Below are 18,015 nucleotides of genomic sequence, written 5' to 3' on the forward strand. Positions count from 1 at the left end.
CGGCGCTGAGGGCCCGCGCTCACAAGGGCAGGGGCGCCACGCGCGGCGTCCCCAGGAGCGCCAGCGTCCGCGCCGCCACGTCCACCAGCGTGGCCGAGCAGGGCTGGCAGCCGCCTCCGCAGCAGCTCGGCCACTCGCCCTCCGGCTCGCGCAGCAGGGGGTACACGCAGCTGCGCAGATAATCCGGCAGACCGGCCTCGTCGCTCGCCTGCCGCAGCGCCGCCTGCACGGTGGGGTCTTTCACATCCAGCACCTCCCCGTCATAACAGCGCGTCCGTTTCCTCCCACCGGCTCCACTATTTCGTTGCGCGCGGTAGTTAGGAGCCTTACGACTCAGGGGCGGCGGGGTCTTCGCCGCGCCTCACCATGAGCGTCACGCCTCCCATCACCCGCTTCGAGCGGCTGCAGCGACTGTCGCAGCGCTTCCCTCAACTGGACGCGAGCGCCATCGAGACCTGCGTCCTCTTGCTGCGCATGTCCAACGAGCTGTCGAGCGCCTACGAGGCCAACCTCGCGCGCCACGGCCTGTCCACGGGCCGCTTCACCGTGCTGGCCCGCCTGCTCTCCTACAGCGAGAGCGAGGAGGGCAAGGGCCTCACCCCGGCCGAGCTGGCGGAGAGCTCCTGTGTGAGCCGCGCCACGATGACGGGGCTGCTCGACACGTTGGAGAAGGACGGCCTCATCTCCCGCGCCGACCATCCCGATGACCGGCGCATGTACACCGTGCACCTCACGCCGAAGGCCCGCGTGCTCCTGGAGGAACTGCTGCCCGTGCACTTCCGCCGCGTCGCCGCGCTGATGTCCACGCTGAGCGAGCCGGAGCGCGCCACCCTGCGCGAGCTCTTGACCAAGGTCTCCTCCGGACTGCCTGCCTTCCGAGAGCCCTGAGCTTCCCCTCGAACCCTCGATTCCCCTCGGGCCCGGCCCGACGGACGTCTTGTCATGGCCATGTGGTTAGGCCCCTTATCATCGACCCGTTGAACCTTCGAGAACACCCATGAGCACTGCCTCACCCTCCCTGGATGCCCAGGACACCGACGTACCGAAGAAGAGCCCCTCGCTCGTGAAGGAGCCGGCGGCGCCGCGCTCCAGGGCGAAGCGGGTGTTGCCCGCGCTGTTGGGGATTGCGCTGTTGGGCGGCGCCGCGCGCTGGGTGCTGACCCGGGGCGAGGAGTCCACCGATGACGCGCAGGTGGAGGGGCGCATCGCCAACGTGTCGCCGCGAATCGCGGGGCAGGTGGCCCGGGTGCTGGTGACGGACAACCAGCAGGTGAAGGCCGGCGACGTGCTGGTGGAACTGGACGCCACGGACCTGGAGGCGAAGCTGGAGGTGGCGCGCGCGGACGTGTCGAGCGCGGAGGCGCAGTCGGCGAACGCGCAGGCGCAGCTGGCGCTCACCGAGGTCAACGCGGGGGCCAACCTGCGTCAGGCGCGCGGCGGCGTGGTGCAGGCGAATAGCGGCATCAGCTCGTCCAAGGCGGCGCTGGACCAGGCGCGCGCGGACGTGGTGGCGGCGGAGGCGCGCTTCAAGCTGGCGGACACGGACCTGACGCGGGTGAAGACGCTGAAGGCGGAGGGCGCGGTGACGCAGGCGGACCTGGATGCGCGGCAGTCCACGCATGACCAGGCGAAGGCGGCGCTGGACGTGGCCAAGGCGCGGCTGACGTCCACGGAGGCGGGCGTGCAGGGCTCCTCCGGTGGCCTGGAGACGGCGCAGGGCAAGCTGGCCGCCGCGGAGACGGGGCCGGTGCAGGTGCAGGCCGCGCAGGCGGCGGTGAAGCTGGCGGACGCGAAGCTCAAGCAGGCCCAGGCCGCGTTGCACCTGGCGGAGCTGGCGGTGTCGTACACGAAGGTCCGCGCGCCGACGAATGGCGTGGTGAGCCGCCGCACGGTCGAGGTGGGCCACATGGTGGGCCCGGAGCGTCCGCTGATGGCGGTGGTGCCGCAGGATGACGTGTGGGTGGTGGCGAACTTCAAGGAGGACCAGGTCGGCGAGATGAAGGCGGGGCAGGCGGTGGACGTGGAGGTGGATGCCTTCAGCGGCCATCACTTCAAGGGCCATGTTGACAGCCTGGCGGGGGCCAGCGGGGCGCGCTTCGCGCTGCTGCCTCCGGACAACGCGTCCGGCAACTTCGTGAAGGTGGTGCAGCGCATCCCCGTACTCATCCGTTTCGACGGTGACGCGAAGGACGTGGCCCTCAAGCCGGGCATGAGCGCCGTCGTCACGGTGAACACGAGGGGCGAGTAGTCGTGAAGGGCGACGTCATCACCGGCTCGAAGGCCGGTATCACCATCGCCGCGATGGCGGCGGCGTTGATGTCCGTGCTGGACATCTCGATTGTGAATGTCGCGCTCAGCGACATCCGCGCGAGCTTCGGCACGCCGATGGACCAGATTGCGTGGGTCTCCACCGGCTACATGATGGCCAACGTGGTGGTCATCCCGATGACGGGCTGGCTGCAGCGTCGGTTCGGGTTCCGGCGCTACTTCACCGCGTCCATCCTCATCTTCACGGCGGCCAGCCTGTTGTGTGGGCTCGCGTGGAACCTGCCGTCGCTCGTGGTCTTCCGAATCCTCCAGGGCGTGGGAGGCGGCGCCATCATCCCCACGTCGCAGGCGATTCTGTTCGCGCGCTATCCGCAGAAGGAGCACGGCATGGCCGGCGCGCTCTTCGGCCTGGGCGCGGTGACGGGGCCGCTCTTGGGTCCGACGGTGGGCGGGATGCTCATCGAGGTGGCGAGCTGGCACTGGATATTCCTCATCAACCTGCCGGTGGGCCTGTTCGCCGCGTACATGGCGTGGCGTCACATCGAGCAGAAGGACTTCGAGGTGTCCCACGAGCGGGTGGACCGCTGGGGCATCGGCCTGTTGGCGGTGGGCATGGCCGCGCTGCAGTTCGTGCTGGAGGAGGGCACGCGCGAGGACTGGTTCGACAGCATGAAGATCACCGTGCTCGCGGTGGTGGCGGGGGTGGCGCTCATCACGTTCATCGTGCACGAGCTGGAGACCCCGCAGCCGGTGGTGGACTTGAGGGTGTTCGCGAACCGCTCGTACGCGGCGGCGACGGGGGTGAACTTCCTCATCGGCACGGCGCTGTTCGGCGGCTCGTTCCTGTTCAGCCTCTTCTGCGGAACGGTGATGCGCTACTCGGCGCTCGACATCGGGCTGGTGTTCTTGAAGGGCAGCTTCATCCAGGTGTTGTTGATGCCGCTCATCGGGAAGTTCGGCGGCAAGGTGGACGGGCGGATGCTGGTGGGGGTGGGCATCATCGGGATGTGCCTGTCCTTGTGGACGAACGGGCACTTGAGCAGCACGGCGGACGAGGCGGCGCTGATTGCGCCGGTGTTCATCCGGGCGTGTTCGATGGGGTTCATCTTCGTGCCGCTGTCGGTGATGGCGCTGAGCAACCTGCGTCCGGACCAGCGAGGCAACGCGGCGGGGCTGTTCAACCTGACGCGTGAATTGGGCGGGTCCATTGGCACGGCGTGGATGAGCAGCGCGCTCAACCGGCTGACGCAGGTGAACAACACGGCGCTGGCGTCGCATGTGGATGCGTACAGCCAGGTGACGCAGGAGCAGCTCGCCGCGATGCAGGCCACGGTGGCCTCGCGGGTGACGGACCCCCTGGCCGCGGCCTATGGCCTGTTCAGCCAGCGCATCAACCTGCAGGCCCTGGTGCGGGCCTTCAACGCCAACTTCACCGTGCTCACGGCCATCTTCGCGTGCTCACTGGTGCTGGTGTTCATGCTGCGCCGCGCCGACCCCAACGTGAAGGTCGAGGGCGCGCACTGAGGGCTGGGCGCTGGCTGGGTCGATGAAGCGGGTCCTCCCTCCTGGGGTGGACCCGCTTCTTCGTGGGCGCCTTTCTGAAAAGACGAAGCGGGCCCGCCCTGCTGGAGGACGGACCCGCTGTGGACCTTCACGGTGTCGCGGTGGCTCAGCGACGCGCGCCGCGAGCACGCACCGTCGCCGGCTTGCGCCGACGGCTCAGCAGCGCCGCGAACGCGAGCAGGCCCGTGGCGGCGATGAACGGAGCCCCGCCCGTCGCCGTCGCACCGCAGCCCTGCGCCGCCTGCGGATTGTCCGTGCCGTCATCCGTGTCGATGACACCCACGCGCGGCGTGCCCGTGCCCGGCAGCGTGGGCACGTTGACGATGGGCGGCGTGGTGGGCGTCGGCGTGGGCTCGGGCGTCGGCTCCGGGGTGGGCGTGGGCTCGGGCGTCGGCTCCGGGGTGGGCTCCGGCGCGGGCGGAGGCGGCAGGACGTCCTCCAGCGCGGTGCTCATGGTGAAGCCATCGTGGTACACGCTCGCCTCGGGACGGATGCTGTCCTCGCGGTACAGCCCGAGCTTCAGGTAGTTCATCTCCTTGCCGAACTGCGTCGCCCCCATCGTCTTCGGCAGCACCAGCTTCCCGTTGTGCCACAGCTGCACGAAGCCGACCTTCGCGTTGGACGACCACTTCACCTGCAGGATGAAGTCGTGCCACTGGCCCTTGTTGAGGGGCCCCTTCCAGGGGATGTCACCGTCCGCGCCACCCACGCGCAGGTGCATCTGGTCCCCCTTCACGAAGAACTCCAGCGGCGGCGAGCCACAGCAGCCCTCCTGGTGCCACTGCGCGAAGACCTGCCACCCATCCGAGATGGGGTAGTTCGACGGGAACATCGTGCTCCACTTGTAGAAGTACGTGGAGCCCGCCTTCTCCTCGCTGATGTAGAGCAGCTCGTTGCGGTTGCCGCTGGCGCCGATGGGGTCATCGCCCTGACGCACCGTGGCCTTCAACGCATAGCGGCCCTCACGGACCACGTCCGACACCACCTGCAGGCGGCTGTTCGCGACGCTCTGCGAGCGCGTCCACTGCGAAATGTTTCCGGTCTCGAAGTCGCCCTTCCACACCACCTCCGCGGACGCGAGGGGGGGAACCAGCAACACCAGGGCGGCGAGTCGAAGGAATGCGGTCAAACGAGGTCCTTTCATTCCGGGTTGGCGCATTGGGACATCCGGCCGGCCGTGCTACTTCCCGCTCCCGCTCGCCCGCCAAGCCCCTGAGGTCCCTGCCCCCGGTCCGCTGCTCGGTGGGGCACGAGGAGTCGGGGCGCCCTCGGCCCCGCTCGTCGCTTGCCGTCCACCGCAATGATTCCCGGAGGATGAAGCGACGCGCCGGAAGTGGGAGCGCGCGGCACCTTGGGCTCCCGCGGCGCTCGCCCGCTGTGCGGCCCGGGGACGCGGCGTCTTCTTCCGTGCCTGCGCCCACGCGGGAAATTCGCCCAAGAAATGCCGGCGCCCAAGGACCCGGTGGGATGTGCGTTCGTACAGAGGCGACAGGTCCGGTGTGGGCCTGGAGTCGTCGCCAGCCGGAGGGTTGGTGTAGAACCCGACCGGTGGGCGCCTGTCTGGGGGAGACAGCACCCGAGGGGGCAGCATGTGGAAGTCGAAGTCCGACAAGGCCCTGGTCCTGGCGTTGGCCGCGCCCGTGCTTGTCGTCACCGCGCTGCTCGTGCGCACGCCGTCCGGGGGAAGCGGCGTGGAGGCGCGCTTCTGGGCCGAGCGTCGGGCGTCCGCGCGCATCGAGGCCCGCCTCACCTATCCGGAGGCCGACCGCTACCGACCGCGTGTCTCGGCCGGCGGCTGTCTGGTCCCCGCCGAGCCCATCCCCCTCAAGGAGCTGGCCCGGCTGGAGGAGGAGGGCAACTGGGCGGGCATCGCCGCCGCCTACGGCCTGCAGGGTGAGTGGAACCAGGCGGGCTCCTTCCTCGAGCGCATGTCGTCCTCCGTCGACCGCGACAGTGACCTGGCCGCCGTGCAGCTCTCCCGGGGCGCACACGAGCAGGCCCTGCGGCTGCTGGACCGCGTGCTGGCCAAGTCCCCCGCGCATCCCCAGGCGCTGTGGAACCGCGCCCTGGCGCTGCGCGACATGGGCCTGACGATGAAGGCCGCGGAGACCTTCGAGAGGGTGGCCGCGCTCGGCGAGCAGGGCTGGAGCAGGGAGGCCAAGGCGCAGGCGCTGACGCTGCGCGAGGAGACGCAAGCGCGCTCGCGCAAGTGGCACGGCGCGCGCGACGCCACGCTGGCCCTGCTGGAGGACCCCAAGGCGCCGCTGCCCCTCCAGGAGGCGCGTCAGACTCCCGGCGTGGTGCGGCAGCACTTCTACGACGTGGTCCGCGCCGCGCCCTCCAAGGAGCGCGTGCTGGCGCTGATGCCGCTGGCGCGGGAGCTGGACCGGCTGCAGGGCGGCACGTCGCTCGGCGACTACGTGACGCGGGTGTCCGGCCGGGACTTCACGCGGCGCGGCGCCCTGGCCCAGGGGTATTCCGAGTGGGTCCGGAAGCGCGCGGGCGCGCCGGAGTCACTGGTGGAGACGGTGCGCGCCTCGGGTGAGGAGGACCTGTTCGTGGGCATGGCCCTGCACAACAAGGCCGCCGCGCTGCGCTACCTGCCGGACCTAGTCTCCCACGTCCAGCGAGAGAAGGACACCTGGCTCGGCCTGTTCCTGGAGCGCGAGCAGGCCCGCAAGGAGACGGCGGACGGCGAGTGGTGGAAGGCCGAGCAGCGCCTGTTCAACGCGCTCCAGCGCTGCCGCGAGGGCGCCTTCTCCGCGCGCTGCGTGGACCTGGAGCTCCGCCTGGGCATCCTCTACGCGGAGCTGCGCCGGCTGACGGAGGCCGAGCAGCACGCGCGCACCGCCTGGTCCTGGGCCCGCCAGCTCCAGGAGTGGGAGCTGGAGCTCACCACGCTGGAGCTGCTCGTGCACATCTCCCGGGACCGCGGGGACTTCTCCAGCGCGCTCGCGTACGTGGAGGAGTGGACCGCGCGCGGCGGCCGCGTCATCGACACCTGCTACTGGCCCCACATCAACCAGGCCCACACGCACTACCTGGCCCTGCGTCCGGAGGCCGCGCGCGCCTCGCTGGAGGCCGCCGCCGCGTGTCCCAACGCGAAGCTGGACCTGATGTTCGGTGCCACCTTCGCGGAGATGGCCCGCGCCCGTCCGGACCCGAAGGACGCCGAGCGGCTGAGCCAGGCGCTCGACGTCGCGCGCGCCAGCAACCCCACGCCCGGCGACGCCATCTACGCGCGCTACCTGGAGGGCCGCTTCGTGCTGGACCACGAGCACGAGCGCGGCGTGGCGCTGCTCACGCGCACCCTCGAGGACGCGCGCAAGCTGCCGTCCACCGAGCCTTTGGCGCGCGAGGCGTGGACCCTGGCCTACTCCTCGCTCGTCACCGACGCGGGGCGCCGGGGCGAGTACGCGCGCGCCCTGGAGCTGCTCGCCGAGCAACTGGGGACCCAGGTGCCCGCGACGTGCGCGCTCGGCGCCGCCGTCCACAACGAGCGCTCCGTGGCCGTCGCCCGGGGGCCCGGGGGTGAGCTCGTCGGTGACTACCAGGGCACGCGCGAGGTGCCCTTCGCGGAGAGCCCCAGCGTCAAGCTCGTCCCCGAGCACGTGCGCCAGGCGCTCAAGGGCTGCGCCCAGGTGGAGGTGCTCGCGTGGGCGCCCGTCTTCGGCCGCACGGACCTGTTGCCCGTGGACCAGCCGTGGAGCTTCCGCATGGGCCGCATCGTCCCGGGCGTGTCCGCGCCGTCGCGGCGCCTGGTCGTCTCCAGTGTGGAGGCGCCCGCGCTGTTGCAACTGCCCAGGCTGCCCACGTGGACGCCGCCGCCCGAGCCGGAGCCCACGACGCTGGAGCTGTTGTCCGGCTCGGACGCCACGCCCTCGCGCGTGCTGTCCAGCATGTCGGACGCGACGGAAATCGAGATTCACGCGCACGGCATCAGCGACCCCGTGCTGTCGGACGCCTCGCTGGTGGTGCTCTCGCCCGAGGGCAACGGCCGCTACGCGCTGACGGCGGACATCGTGCGCAAGCAGAAGCTCGCCGGCGCGCCCATGGTGTTCCTGGCCGCGTGCAGCGCGGGGCGGCTCGCCTCCACCACCACGCACGAGCCCTTCAGCCTGCCCGCCGCCTTCATCGAGGCCGGCGCGCGCGCGGTGCTCGCCTCCACGGTGGACATCCCCGACGCCGCCGGGCGCTTCTTCGACGGCGTGCGCCAGCGCATCCGCGGCGGCACCGCCCCCGCGGTGGCCCTGCGCGACGAGCGCCAGAAGTGGCTCGCCCGCGACGCCCGCAACGGCTGGACGCACCACGTGCTGCTGGTGGAGACGTCCGACTGACACCCCTACAGCGGCGTGGGCAGGTACGTGTTCCCCTGCGGCACCTGGAAGTGGTGGAACGTCACCGACGCGCTCACGTCGAGCGCGCGCACCCAGTGCCACCAGCCCACCGGGATGAACACCAGCTCCCCCGGTTCCAGCACCGCCTCCACCACGTGCGCCTCCGCGTAGAGCGGGTGGCGCTCCACGTCCGGGCGCTCCGCGTCCACGTGGCTGAACGTCCCGTAGCGGGGATACATCAGGTGCCGCTGGAAGGAGGGGATGAGCTTCACGTGCTTGCGCCCCATCACCTGCGCCAGCAGCACGTTCATGTTGTCGTGGTGCAGCGGCGTCACCGTGCCCGCGGGGCCCAAAAGCAGCGTCATCATGTCCGGCCGCAGGCTGTCGTCGATGATGCCCTGGGGCGCGCGCACGTCCTCGCGCAGCGGCTCGAAGCCCTCGCGCTGCCAGTTCTCGTTGCGCGGCACCATGTAGTAGTCGTTCGTCTCGCCCCCCGTCGCCACCCGGTGCACGTAGTCGCCAAAGCGCATCGTCTCGCGGTGCTTGTCCGGCTCGGGCGCGTGGTCAGGGTTGGATTCACGCCGCGTCATCACCTCCACCTCCACGTCCCCCACCCGCTCGGCCAGGTAGGAAAGCGACCAACGTCCGAGCGCCGGCCAGTCCTTCATCCGCCCCGTCAACACCACCGGCCGGTGTCCGAAGTAGTAGCGCGTGAAGAACTCCTCCGCGGACAGCTCGTGGCGTCGCTCCAGCGCCAGGTGTCCACCGGATTGCCGATGCAACGTGCTGTACGTGTCCATCACCGACTCGAGCCACCCGTAGCGTCGTCCCACCCGCTGGCAGGCCTGGAAGAACGGATGCGCCTCCACCCGCGCCACCTCCTCTCGCGCCACCTCCTCGGACACGCCCGCGCCCGCCAACGCCAGACACGCCTCCTCGCGCGTCACCCCCATCGCCAGGTTCTCCACCAGCCAGACCTGCCACTCCAACGCCAATCGGGATGTATCCACGCTCATTTGGAAAACCTCGAAATCCGAGACGCAATCCACCCCGCCGCCTCTCACGGAATCGGACCGGAGCATGGTAAGGACGGCGACAGATTCAAAGTTTCATCCACCAGCAACTTGTCCGTGCTGCTGTATCCCAGCACGAGGAGCGAGCGAATGACGTCCGGTTCCAAGCCCGTCGAGTCGAGTGCCGCGGACGCCCACGTGAAGAACAACTACGTGGACTGCGCCACCACGGTGGGGGTGCAGCGCGCCCGCAAGCCCCTGCCCATGCCGTCCAGCCCCGCCCTGGCCTCTGCCCCGCAGCAGCCCTAGGCGCCGTCTCCCCTCCAGACCTACATCCGCTGGAGATCCATGCCCGGACTGGGATTCCATCCCTTCCGGGCATTGCCTTGTTGGTGCCCTTGCACTTTTTTCTCAAGGAACGGACGGCACCGCGTCTTTGACTGGGAAACCTGCCGCGCGAGGCATGTAGGACATCATGGCCAACCTCTTCAACCGGGAGCGGAGGCGCTTCGAGGCGTTCATCCGACAGCACCGGCCCAGCCTGCTGGGACTGGCGCGTCGTCTGTCCGCCCGCTCCAGCCTGGAAGCCGAGGACCTGGTGCAGGAGACCTTCGAGCGCGCGATGCAGGAATTCGAGTCGTTGAAGGACCGGACGGACGCGGCGGCGGCGGCGTGGCTGTGCACGACGATGACCAACCGCTTCCTGGACTATTGCCGCAGGCAGCGGACGGAGTCCCGGGGAATGCCCCACCTCGCGCTGGTGCAGGAGGGGGTGGCGCAGGCGGAGGCCCAGGAGAACTGGGAGCTGGTGAGCACCGAGGAGTTCCAGAAGGCGGTGGAGCGGCTCAAGCCGCACCTGCGTGATGCCTACCGGCTGCACGCGGAGGGCAAGCGCTACAACGCCATCGCCGAGCATTTCAACGTTCCCGTGGGCACGGTGGGCAGCTGGCTCACCCTGGCACGCAGGGACCTGAAGGACTTGCTGCTGCCACAGGTAGCGGTGGCCCGGGAGCAGGGGGCAACGAGCTCATGACGACGCCATGCACCAACAACCGACTGCATCTCTTCGTGGACGGGGAGCTGTCCGCCACGGAGGCGGATGCCTTCCGCCAGCACCTGACGCGGTGCGCGGAGTGTGAGTCGGGACTGAGGGATTTGTTGCAGCTGGAGCTGCTGGCGGCCCGGGCCCTGGGGGGAAGCGCGCCGGTGACGCAGGGCGCCGACGTGGCCGAGCCGGTGATGGGCGGCAACGTGGTGTCCCTGAAGGCGCGGCTCCAGAAGGGCCTGAAGCTGGCGATGCCGCTGGCGCTCGCGGCGGGGCTGGCGGCGGTGGTGGTGGTGCGCGGCCAGGCGGAGCCGGAGATTCCGGGCGAGGTGTGGCTGTCGGGCGCGGACACGCGCACGTTCGAGGCGCGGCTCTCGCATCCGAAGGCGGACCGCTTCCTGCCCTACAGCCCCATGCGCGGCACCAGCCACTCGGCGCAGATGCTGCCGCTCAGGCCGCTGGCGGAGCTGGCGGAGCGGCACGACTACCGGGGCATCGCGGCGGCGTACGCCCTGCGCGGCGACTGGCAGCAGGCCGAGGCGTTCCTGGGGCAGGAGCCCGAGTCCGCGGACAAGGCGAACGACCTGGCCGTCGTCGCGCTCAGCCGTCAGCGCTACGAGGAGGCGCTGGGGCTGCTCACGAGCGCGCTGAAGCTCAATCCGAACCACGCCCAGGCGCTGTGGAACCGCGCGCTGGTGCTGCGCGAGCGCGACCTGCTGGACCGCGCGGCGGCGTCGTTCGACACCGTGGCGTCGCTGAGCGAGGCGGGGTGGAGCGGCGAGGCGCGGCGCATGGCGGCGGAGCTGCGCACGCAGCTGGCGGAGGAGCGGGTGCGCTCGCGCCGTCAGGTGATGGACGTGTGGACGACGCTCACGGGCGAGGCGCCCTGGGACGCGAAGCAGCTCGCGCAGCGGCCCGCGGTGGCCCGCGCGGCGCTCTACGACGCGGTGCGCACGGTGACGTCGAAGGAGCGCGTGGAGGCGCTGCTGCCGCTGGCCCGCGAGCTGGACGCGCTGGGTGGGGGCTCGGTGCTGCAGGACTACGTGCGGCAGATTGCCGCGCGGGACTTCACGGCGCGGGCGCCCTTGGCCCAGGGGTACGCGGGGCTGTTGCGTGACAGCGACACGAAGAAGGACGCGACGGTGCTGCTGGACTCGCTGCGCCGCTCGGGGGAGCGGGACATCTACTTCGGCGCGCTGATGCACACGGGCTCCGCGGTGTCGGACGCCACGGCGATGAGCGCGCTGCGCGGCTTCGCCGAGGGGACGCCGGACCCGTGGCTGCACCTGCTGGCCGAGCGCGAGGGCATCCGCCGGGAGCTGGCCGCGGGCCGCACCGCGCAGGCCGAGAAGCAGTTGATGGACGCGATGCTCACGTGCAACGGGATGGGCAACATCGTCCCGTGCATGGAGCTCAACTGAGTCCAGCGTAGGTTCTCCTCGTCACACACCGGGGTCGGTCCTCTCTGAAGGGCCGGCCCCTCTGCTTTTCGCGGCGGGCGTGTTGTCCACCGTGCGAAGCGGGGGCGTGTGGACGGACGTCGTGAGGAGGGGCGTGGCAGGCTCGCCCGCATGGCCCAGTCCACCCCTCGCAACATGCGCGACTACGCGGCGACCCACCGGGACTTCCGGTGGGAGCGGCCCGAGCACTTCAACTTCGCCACGGACGTGGTGGACCGGCACGCCGCCGAGCGAGGGGAGTCGCTGGCGCTGCTCTGGTCGGACGAGACGGGCCGCGAGCAGCGCTTCACGTGGCAGGGCGTGAAGCAGCGCTCGCTGCACGCGGCGCAGTTCCTCACCGGATTGGGGCTGAAGAAGGGGGACCGCCTCTTCATCATGATGCCCCGGGTGCCGGAGTGGTGGTTCCTGGTGCTGGGCTGCATCCGCGCGGGCATCGTCTTCATGCCGGGCACGCCCATGCTCACCGTCAAGGACATCCGCTACCGGCTGGTGGCGGCGGACGCGAACGCGGTCATCGCGGACACAAGCTGCCTGGAGCGCTTCGAGGGGCTCGCGGGCACCGGCCGCGTGGAGACGTGGGTGGCGGTGGGGGAGGGCGCGCCGGCGCCGTGGGTCCGCTACGAGTCGGGCACCGTGGGCACGGGCGCGCACGGACAGGACTTCGCGCCCACGCGCGCGGAGGACCCGCTGCTCATCTACTTCACGTCCGGCACCACGGGCATGCCGAAGATGGTGCTGCACACGCACGTCAGCTACGGGCTGGGCCACGTGATTACCGGTCGCTACTGGTTGGATTTGACGCCCGAGGACCGGCACCTGACGTTGAGCGACACGGGCTGGGCCAAGTGCGCGTGGGGCAAGCTCTTCGGGCCGTGGAGCCAGGGCGCGTGCAACGTCGTCTACGACTTCCGGGGGCGGTTCGAGCCGCGGAAGCTCCTGAAGGTGCTGGCGTCCCAGCAGGTGACGACCTTCTGCGCGCCTCCCACGGCGTGGCGGGCGATGGTGCTCGAGGAGTTGAAGGCCCACGACCTGTCGAGCCTGCGCCACACGGTGAGCGCGGGCGAGCCGCTCAACCCGGAGGTCATCGACACGTGGAAGGCGGCCACGGGGCTGCACATCCGCGAGGGCTACGGGCAGACGGAGACGGTGGTGGTGGTGGGCATGTTCCCCTCGGTGGAGCCGCGCGTGGGCTCCATGGGCAAGCCGTCCCCGGGCTTCACGGTGGGCGTCATCGACGACGCGGGCCAGGAGGTGGCGGACGGGCAGGAGGGGGACATCGCGGTGCGCGTGGCGCCGGAGCGGCCGGTGGGGTTGTTCCAGGAGTACCTGGGTGACGCGGCGGCCAACGCGGCCTGCCGTCGAGGCGACTGGTACGTCACCGGGGACAGGGCCGTGCGGGACGCGGACGGCTACTTCTATTTCGTGGGCCGCGCGGACGACGTCATCAAGACGTCCGGCTACCGCGTGGGGCCGTTCGAGGTGGAGTCCGCGCTGCTGGAGCACGCGGCGGTGGCGGAGTCCGCGGTGATTGGCGTGCCGGACGACAAGCTGGGCCAGCGGGTGAAGGCGTACGTGGTGCTGGCGCCGGGCTTCATCGCGTCGCACGAGCTGGCGAAGGAGCTCCAGGAGCACGTCAAGCGCACCACCGCGCCGTACAAGTATCCGCGCGAGGTGGAGTTCGTGCTCGAGCTGCCGAAGACGGTGAGCGGCAAGATTCGCCGCGCGGAGCTGCGCGCCACGCCGCCGAAGCCCGGGTGACTCAGGCCGAGGCGCGGCGCAGGGACAGCTCTTCCCTGAAGGCGCTGATGACGTCCTCCACGAGGGGAATCTCCCCGGCGCGCCGCTCCATCAGCCGGGAGAGCACGGCGATATAGGCCTCGCCGAACAGGGTGGTGAGCGCGGTGGCGGTGGAGGCGGCGATGAGCGCGCCGACCAGCGTGCCCGCGCCGGGGATGACCTTGAGCAGTCCGGACACGATGGCCTGTCCGGAGAAGGTGGCGCCCAGCCCCGTGGCCACGGAGCTCACCAGCGTGGAGAGGAAGGCCTCGGTGAGCGGCAGGCCGAAGACACTGCTAATCCCCGCCAGCATTCCGACCTGCGTGGGGACGAGCAGGGCGGCGTCGGCGAAAGGGATGGGGGTGGCTCCGATGGCCGCGGCGGCCGCGGCGGCGCTGGCGACGATGCCGTGGGCCCGCTTGCGCTTCTGTTCGATGCTCACCCGCTGCGCGGCGGCGAAGGCGTTGCGCTGCCCCTCCGGCACCAGCTCCATGGTGAGCTCCACCAGCTCCACGAGCCCCTTGGCCTGGAGCGTGTTCCCCTCGTCGTCCGTCTCCTGGAGCGCGCGCACGCGCATGACGTTTCGGGCCATGGGCAGGAGCCGCTCCACCTCGGCGCGGAAGCCCTGGTCGTTGCGCGCCTTGGTGACGACCGCCACCACGGGCATGTGCCGCGAGAGCATGCGCGCGACCTCCAGGTCTCCATCCTCCACGCGTCGCGAGTCCTCTCCGATGCAGAGCCACGCGCAGTGCAGGTGCCGCGTCGCGTCCGCGTCCCGGCCCCGCGTGGCCACCAGGTCCTCGAGCAGCGTCAGCGTCTGCTTGTAGGCGCCCAGCTCCAGGCCCCGGGTGTCGAGGATGCTCACGGGGACGTCGCTCTTCGTGTACTCGCGCGTCTCCTGCGTGACGGGGCGGCCCTGGCCGGTGTCCGCGATGCGCCCGTGGAAGACGGCGTTGATGAGCGTGCTCTTCCCCACGCCGCTGCGTCCGGCGATGACGATGTTGACCCGCCCGCGTCTGCGGAAGGCCTCATCCACCTGCTTGCGAATCTCTTCGGTGAGCTGGAACTCCATGACACGCCTCGTGGGTCCTTCGTCCCGGCCGCGCGGAACGGGCTTCTGGGGACAAGCCTAGCGGACCTGGGCCGTCCGACACGATGCACACGAGGGTGCGTCCAGGCGGGCGAGCGGGCCTCCGGACGCACCATCGCACCCGCTGTCATGTGACGCGTGCGGGCCCCTGGGTGCTGCGGGCTGTTGGCGGACCGGCGTGCTCCCCTCGCGACTGTCCGGTGCCGTGCATGGATACGCACGCCCCGTCGGATGGCCGCGCGGGGCGTGGGCCCTCACCTTGGGCCCTCCGGGGGTGTGGCGGATGGTGGTGTTCCTCATCGATGGCAGGGCGGCGCCCGCGAGCGTGGCTCGGCACGCCGTGGCCTCGCGCCGGCTCCGGCTGGTGGTGCCGGGGTTGTTGGGTGACCGCCACCTGGGACGTCGATTGGAGCGCACGTTCCACACCTGGCCCGGCATCGAGGAGGTGAAGGCGGAGCATCGCAGCGGCCGGGTGCTGGTGCGCTACGGCCCCGACGCTCCGCTGCTCACGCGCTTGAAGGAGACTCCCGAGGACACCGGCCCCGCTGTCGCGCGCGAGCGGCGTCCCGCGCCGGTCTCCGCGTCTCGTGACGAGGTGGCGTGGCACGCGCTGAGCGTGGACGAGGCGCTGCATCGGAGCGGGACGGACGCGCACGGCCTGTCTGGAAGGGAGGCGGCGACGCGGCTGCGACGTCAGGGGGCGAACCTGGTGGCGGGCGTGCCGCCGCGCTCGCGGTGGTCGCTCCTGCGCGCGCAGGTGGCCACCGTGCCCATGGGGCTGTTGATGGGCTCGGCGGCGGCGTCCGCGCTCGTGGGAGACGTGCTGGAGTCGACGGCCATCCTCGCGGTGGTGGGGCTCAACGCGGGCATCGGCTATCGCATCGAGCGGCGCAACGAGTCGCTCCTCGCGTCCTGGCAGAGGCTGGAGGCGGGGCAGGCGCAGGTGCTGCGCGACGGTGTCCTCCAGGCCGTGCCCACGGCGGACCTGGTGGTGGGGGACGTGCTGCTCGTGCGCGCGGGAGATGTGCTCCCCGCGGATGCGCGCGTGCTGGAGGCGCACCGGCTCAGCGTGGACGAGGCGCCCCTCACCGGCGAGAGCGAGCCACAGGCCAAGGGCGCGGAGCCGGTGGCCGAGGACGCGCCCTTGGCCGAGCGTCACTCGATGCTCCACGCGGGCACGGTGGTGGCGTCGGGACATGGGCGCGCTGTCGTCGTGGCCACGGGCGGGAACATGGCGCTCGCGCGGGTGCGCAAGCTCGTGGAGGAGACGGCCTCGCCGCCCACGCCGCTGTCGCGCAAGCTGGAGCGGCTCGACAAGCGCGTGGCGCTGTTCTCCGTGGGCGCGGCGGCGATGTCCGGCGTGGTGGGGCTCGCGCGCGGACGTCCGATGGGACAGGTGCTGCGGGGCGCGGTGGCGCTGGGCGTGGCGGCGCTCCCGGAGGGGCTGCCCATCGTCGCCACCGCGGCGCTGGTGCGCTCGATGCAACGCCTGCATGCGCGCGGCATGGTGGTGCGCCGCGTGTCCTCGGCCGAGGCGCTGGGCGGCGTCACGGTGATTTGCACGGACAAGACGGGGACGCTCACGCGCAACGACATGTGTCTGGAGGTCCTGGACGTGGGCGCGGGCCCGGTGGACCTCGCCTCCTTGCGCGCGAAGCCGAAGGCGGTGCTGGAGGATGCGCCGACGCTGGCGCTCGCCGCGGCGCTGCTCAACAGCGACGTGGACGTGCACCGCAACGGGCACGAGGTCATCATCGCGGGCAGCTCCACCGAGCGCGCGCTGGTGACCGCCGCGCACGCCGCGGGGTTGGACGGTGCGGCGCTGCGCAAGGCCTTCCCGCGGCGTCGCCTGTTGGAGCGCACGAATGGCATCCACTACGTGGTGAGCCTGCACGACGCGCCGGGCGGCGGCGTGGCGTTCATCAAGGGCGCGCCGGAGCAGGTGGTGCGGCTGTGCTCCCGTGACTCGAAAGGCCCGCTGGGCCCGAAGGGACACGAGCGCCTGCTCGAGCGCAACCGCGCGCTGGCCCGGGAGGGCCTGCGGGTGCTCGCGCTGGGCTGGCGACGCGTGGACGCGAGGCACGTGGGAGCGCCGGAGGGCGATTACACCTTCGTGGGCTTCATGGGCCTCAGGGACCCGCTGCGTGAGGGGGCCGAGGAGACACTGCGTCAGTCCCGCGTCGCGGGCATCCGCACCATCATCCTCACGGGGGACCAGCGGCACACGGCCGAGGCCGTCGCGCGCGAGGTGGGCCTGCGAGGCGAGACGCTCACGGGCAAGGAGCTGACCCAGCGACTGGCCGGGGCCGAGCGCGGGGACTGGCTGGACCGGGTGGCGGTGCTCGCGCGGGTGGCGCCCGAGGACAAGATGGCGCTGGTGCGAGCCCTGCGCGCGCGTGGCGAGGTGGTGGCCATGGCGGGCGACGGCGTCAACGACGCGCCGGCGCTGAAGGCCGCGGACGTGGGCGTGGCGGTGGGCGCGCGCTCCAGCGACATGGCCCGGCAGATGGCCGACATCGTCATGGCGGGCGAGGACCTGCGCGGCATCCTCCACGCGGTGGGCGAGGGGCGCATCGTCCAGGACAACCTGCGCCGCGCCCTGCGCTTCCTCTTCGCCACCAACCTGTCGGAGATGGCGCTGGTGGTGGGCGCCTCGCTGGTGGGCAGCCGCGAGCCTCTCGCTCCGATGCAGCTGCTCTGGCTCAACCTGCTGACGGACACCTTTCCGGGGCTCGCGCTGGCGCTGGAGCCGGGGGACGCGGACATCCTGGACCGGCCGCCCGCGCCTCCCGACGCGCCGCTGCTGACGCGCGACATGTCGCGGCGGGTGGTGCGCGACGCGCTGCTGCTGGCGGGCGTGGGCGCCGCGGGCCTGGTGCTGGGCGGACCGCCGCTGGCCTTCGGGATGCTCACCGCCGCGCAGCTCGGGTACGCCTCGGTGTGTCGGGCGCCTCGCACCGGGGCTCGGGGGCGCTCGCTGGACTCCGGGCGCTTCACGCTATGGGTGGGCGGCGCGGTGGCCATGCAGGCCCTGGCGCTCACCGTGCCCCCGCTGCGCGCCGTGCTGGGGTTGCCCACGCCGTCGTGGCTCACCCTCGGTGGGGTGGCGGTGGGGTGGGCGCTGCCCGGGGCGCTTCACGGTCTCTCCCGCCGCGTCCCCCGGGGCGCGGCGCATCGTCGTCCCTTCCTCATCCCCGCTTTCGCGGAGGCTTCCCCATGACGTTCCATCTCCCGTCGTTCCTGTTGGGCTACACCGCTGGCGCCGGCTCGGTGATGTTGAGCAAGCACCTGCGCCCGTTGCTGGTGGAGCTGGCCACCGCCGCCTACCGCTTCGGCGACATGGTGATGTCGAGGACCGCCATCAGGCAGGAGGACCTGGAGGACCTGCTGGCCGAGGCGAAGGCCCGGGCCCGGCGGGCCGCGAACGGTCACCCGCAGGGCCAGGCCGAGGCCTGAGGAGGCT

Annotated in this window: 14 protein-coding genes; 10 read left to right on the forward strand and 4 right to left on the reverse strand. The window is 71.3% G+C overall.

Annotation, left to right across the window (positions count from 1 at the left end; translation table 11 throughout):
• Window positions 1-19 precede the first annotated feature (19 nt).
• The gene (locus AC6JA9_RS05405; protein WP_141326798.1) at window positions 20-253 is read right to left on the reverse strand and encodes a hypothetical protein; all 234 of its coding nucleotides are present in this window, start codon (window positions 251-253) and stop codon (window positions 20-22) included.
• A 113-nt stretch (window positions 254-366) separates the two neighbouring features.
• Here AC6JA9_RS05405 and AC6JA9_RS05410 point away from each other — a divergent pair, with 113 nt between their 5' ends.
• The 3 genes from AC6JA9_RS05410 to AC6JA9_RS05420 all read left to right on the forward strand — a co-directional run bounded on the left by AC6JA9_RS05410 (window position 367) and on the right by AC6JA9_RS05420 (window position 3,792).
• Window positions 367-888 carry a MarR family winged helix-turn-helix transcriptional regulator gene (locus AC6JA9_RS05410; RefSeq protein WP_426748085.1) on the forward strand — a complete coding sequence of 174 codons (522 nt, stop codon included), beginning with the start codon at window positions 367-369 and terminating at the stop codon, window positions 886-888.
• A gap of 109 nt (window positions 889-997) precedes the next feature.
• On the forward strand, window positions 998-2,248 hold the full coding sequence (locus AC6JA9_RS05415) for an HlyD family secretion protein (RefSeq protein WP_483577025.1): 1,251 nt from the start codon (window positions 998-1,000) through the stop codon (window positions 2,246-2,248).
• Between the two features lie 2 nt (window positions 2,249-2,250).
• Entirely contained in the window at window positions 2,251-3,792 is a 1,542-nt protein-coding gene (locus AC6JA9_RS05420) for a DHA2 family efflux MFS transporter permease subunit (protein WP_223783540.1), read from the forward strand.
• A gap of 145 nt (window positions 3,793-3,937) precedes the next feature.
• Here AC6JA9_RS05420 and AC6JA9_RS05425 read toward each other — a convergent pair whose 3' ends face one another.
• Window positions 3,938-4,960 carry a heparin lyase I family protein gene (locus tag AC6JA9_RS05425; RefSeq protein ID WP_223746031.1) on the reverse strand — a complete coding sequence of 341 codons (1,023 nt, stop codon included), beginning with the start codon at window positions 4,958-4,960 and terminating at the stop codon, window positions 3,938-3,940.
• Window positions 4,961-5,420: 460 nt separating this feature from the next.
• Between AC6JA9_RS05425 and AC6JA9_RS05430 the strand changes: the two genes are divergently transcribed.
• The gene (locus AC6JA9_RS05430) at window positions 5,421-8,168 is read left to right on the forward strand and encodes a CHAT domain-containing protein (protein ID WP_497959202.1); all 2,748 of its coding nucleotides are present in this window, start codon (window positions 5,421-5,423) and stop codon (window positions 8,166-8,168) included.
• Between the two features lie 5 nt (window positions 8,169-8,173).
• On the opposite strand, the gene AC6JA9_RS05435 is transcribed toward AC6JA9_RS05430, so the two are convergent.
• Window positions 8,174-9,184 (reverse strand): cupin-like domain-containing protein, encoded by a 1,011-nt coding sequence (locus AC6JA9_RS05435; protein WP_497959203.1) that lies wholly within the window; start codon window positions 9,182-9,184, stop codon window positions 8,174-8,176.
• Between the two features lie 147 nt (window positions 9,185-9,331).
• On the opposite strand from AC6JA9_RS05435, the gene AC6JA9_RS05440 reads away from it, so the two are divergent.
• The 4 genes from AC6JA9_RS05440 to AC6JA9_RS05455 all read left to right on the forward strand — a co-directional run bounded on the left by AC6JA9_RS05440 (window position 9,332) and on the right by AC6JA9_RS05455 (window position 13,444).
• Window positions 9,332-9,490 (forward strand): hypothetical protein, encoded by a 159-nt coding sequence (locus AC6JA9_RS05440; protein WP_170300394.1) that lies wholly within the window; start codon window positions 9,332-9,334, stop codon window positions 9,488-9,490.
• Window positions 9,491-9,656: 166 nt separating this feature from the next.
• A complete protein-coding gene (locus tag AC6JA9_RS05445) occupies window positions 9,657-10,214 on the forward strand; it encodes an RNA polymerase sigma factor (RefSeq protein ID WP_046711104.1) in 558 nt (185 codons plus the stop codon).
• A complete protein-coding gene (locus tag AC6JA9_RS05450) occupies window positions 10,211-11,647 on the forward strand; it encodes a zf-HC2 domain-containing protein (RefSeq protein ID WP_483577026.1) in 1,437 nt (478 codons plus the stop codon). Before AC6JA9_RS05445 ends, AC6JA9_RS05450 begins: the two co-directional genes overlap by 4 nt.
• Window positions 11,648-11,797: 150 nt before the next feature.
• Entirely contained in the window at window positions 11,798-13,444 is a 1,647-nt protein-coding gene (locus AC6JA9_RS05455; RefSeq protein WP_497959204.1) for an acetate--CoA ligase, read from the forward strand.
• Window position 13,445: 1 nt separating this feature from the next.
• Here the strand turns inward: AC6JA9_RS05455 and AC6JA9_RS05460 are convergent, their stop codons facing one another.
• Window positions 13,446-14,534 (reverse strand): YcjF family protein, encoded by a 1,089-nt coding sequence (locus AC6JA9_RS05460; protein WP_497959205.1) that lies wholly within the window; start codon window positions 14,532-14,534, stop codon window positions 13,446-13,448.
• A 301-nt stretch (window positions 14,535-14,835) separates the two neighbouring features.
• On the opposite strand from AC6JA9_RS05460, the gene AC6JA9_RS05465 reads away from it, so the two are divergent.
• The gene (locus tag AC6JA9_RS05465; RefSeq protein WP_223746036.1) at window positions 14,836-17,772 is read left to right on the forward strand and encodes a cation-translocating P-type ATPase; all 2,937 of its coding nucleotides are present in this window, start codon (window positions 14,836-14,838) and stop codon (window positions 17,770-17,772) included.
• Entirely contained in the window at window positions 17,769-18,008 is a 240-nt protein-coding gene (locus tag AC6JA9_RS05470; protein WP_141327577.1) for a hypothetical protein, read from the forward strand. The genes AC6JA9_RS05465 and AC6JA9_RS05470 overlap by 4 nt, the downstream gene beginning before the upstream one ends.
• Window positions 18,009-18,015: the final 7 nt, after the last annotated feature.

Source organism: Myxococcus sp. MH1, from assembly GCF_059738865.1.

Excerpts from the sequence above, each read along its gene's own strand:
- AC6JA9_RS05450 (WP_483577026.1), top strand. The coding sequence starts at position 10,211 with ATGACGACGCCATGCACCAACAACCGACTGCATCTCTTCGTGGACGGG.
- AC6JA9_RS05455 (WP_497959204.1), top strand. The coding sequence starts at position 11,798 with ATGGCCCAGTCCACCCCTCGCAACATGCGCGACTACGCGGCGACCCAC.
- AC6JA9_RS05445 (WP_046711104.1), top strand. The coding sequence starts at position 9,657 with ATGGCCAACCTCTTCAACCGGGAGCGGAGGCGCTTCGAGGCGTTCATC.
- AC6JA9_RS05410 (WP_426748085.1), top strand. The coding sequence starts at position 367 with ATGAGCGTCACGCCTCCCATCACCCGCTTCGAGCGGCTGCAGCGACTG.
- AC6JA9_RS05415 (WP_483577025.1), top strand. The coding sequence starts at position 998 with ATGAGCACTGCCTCACCCTCCCTGGATGCCCAGGACACCGACGTACCG.
- AC6JA9_RS05470 (WP_141327577.1), top strand. The coding sequence starts at position 17,769 with ATGACGTTCCATCTCCCGTCGTTCCTGTTGGGCTACACCGCTGGCGCC.
- AC6JA9_RS05430 (WP_497959202.1), top strand. The coding sequence starts at position 5,421 with ATGTGGAAGTCGAAGTCCGACAAGGCCCTGGTCCTGGCGTTGGCCGCG.
- AC6JA9_RS05440 (WP_170300394.1), top strand. The coding sequence starts at position 9,332 with ATGACGTCCGGTTCCAAGCCCGTCGAGTCGAGTGCCGCGGACGCCCAC.
- AC6JA9_RS05460 (WP_497959205.1), bottom strand. The coding sequence starts at position 14,534 with ATGGAGTTCCAGCTCACCGAAGAGATTCGCAAGCAGGTGGATGAGGCC.
- AC6JA9_RS05465 (WP_223746036.1), top strand. The coding sequence starts at position 14,836 with ATGGTGGTGTTCCTCATCGATGGCAGGGCGGCGCCCGCGAGCGTGGCT.
- AC6JA9_RS05435 (WP_497959203.1), bottom strand. The coding sequence starts at position 9,184 with ATGAGCGTGGATACATCCCGATTGGCGTTGGAGTGGCAGGTCTGGCTG.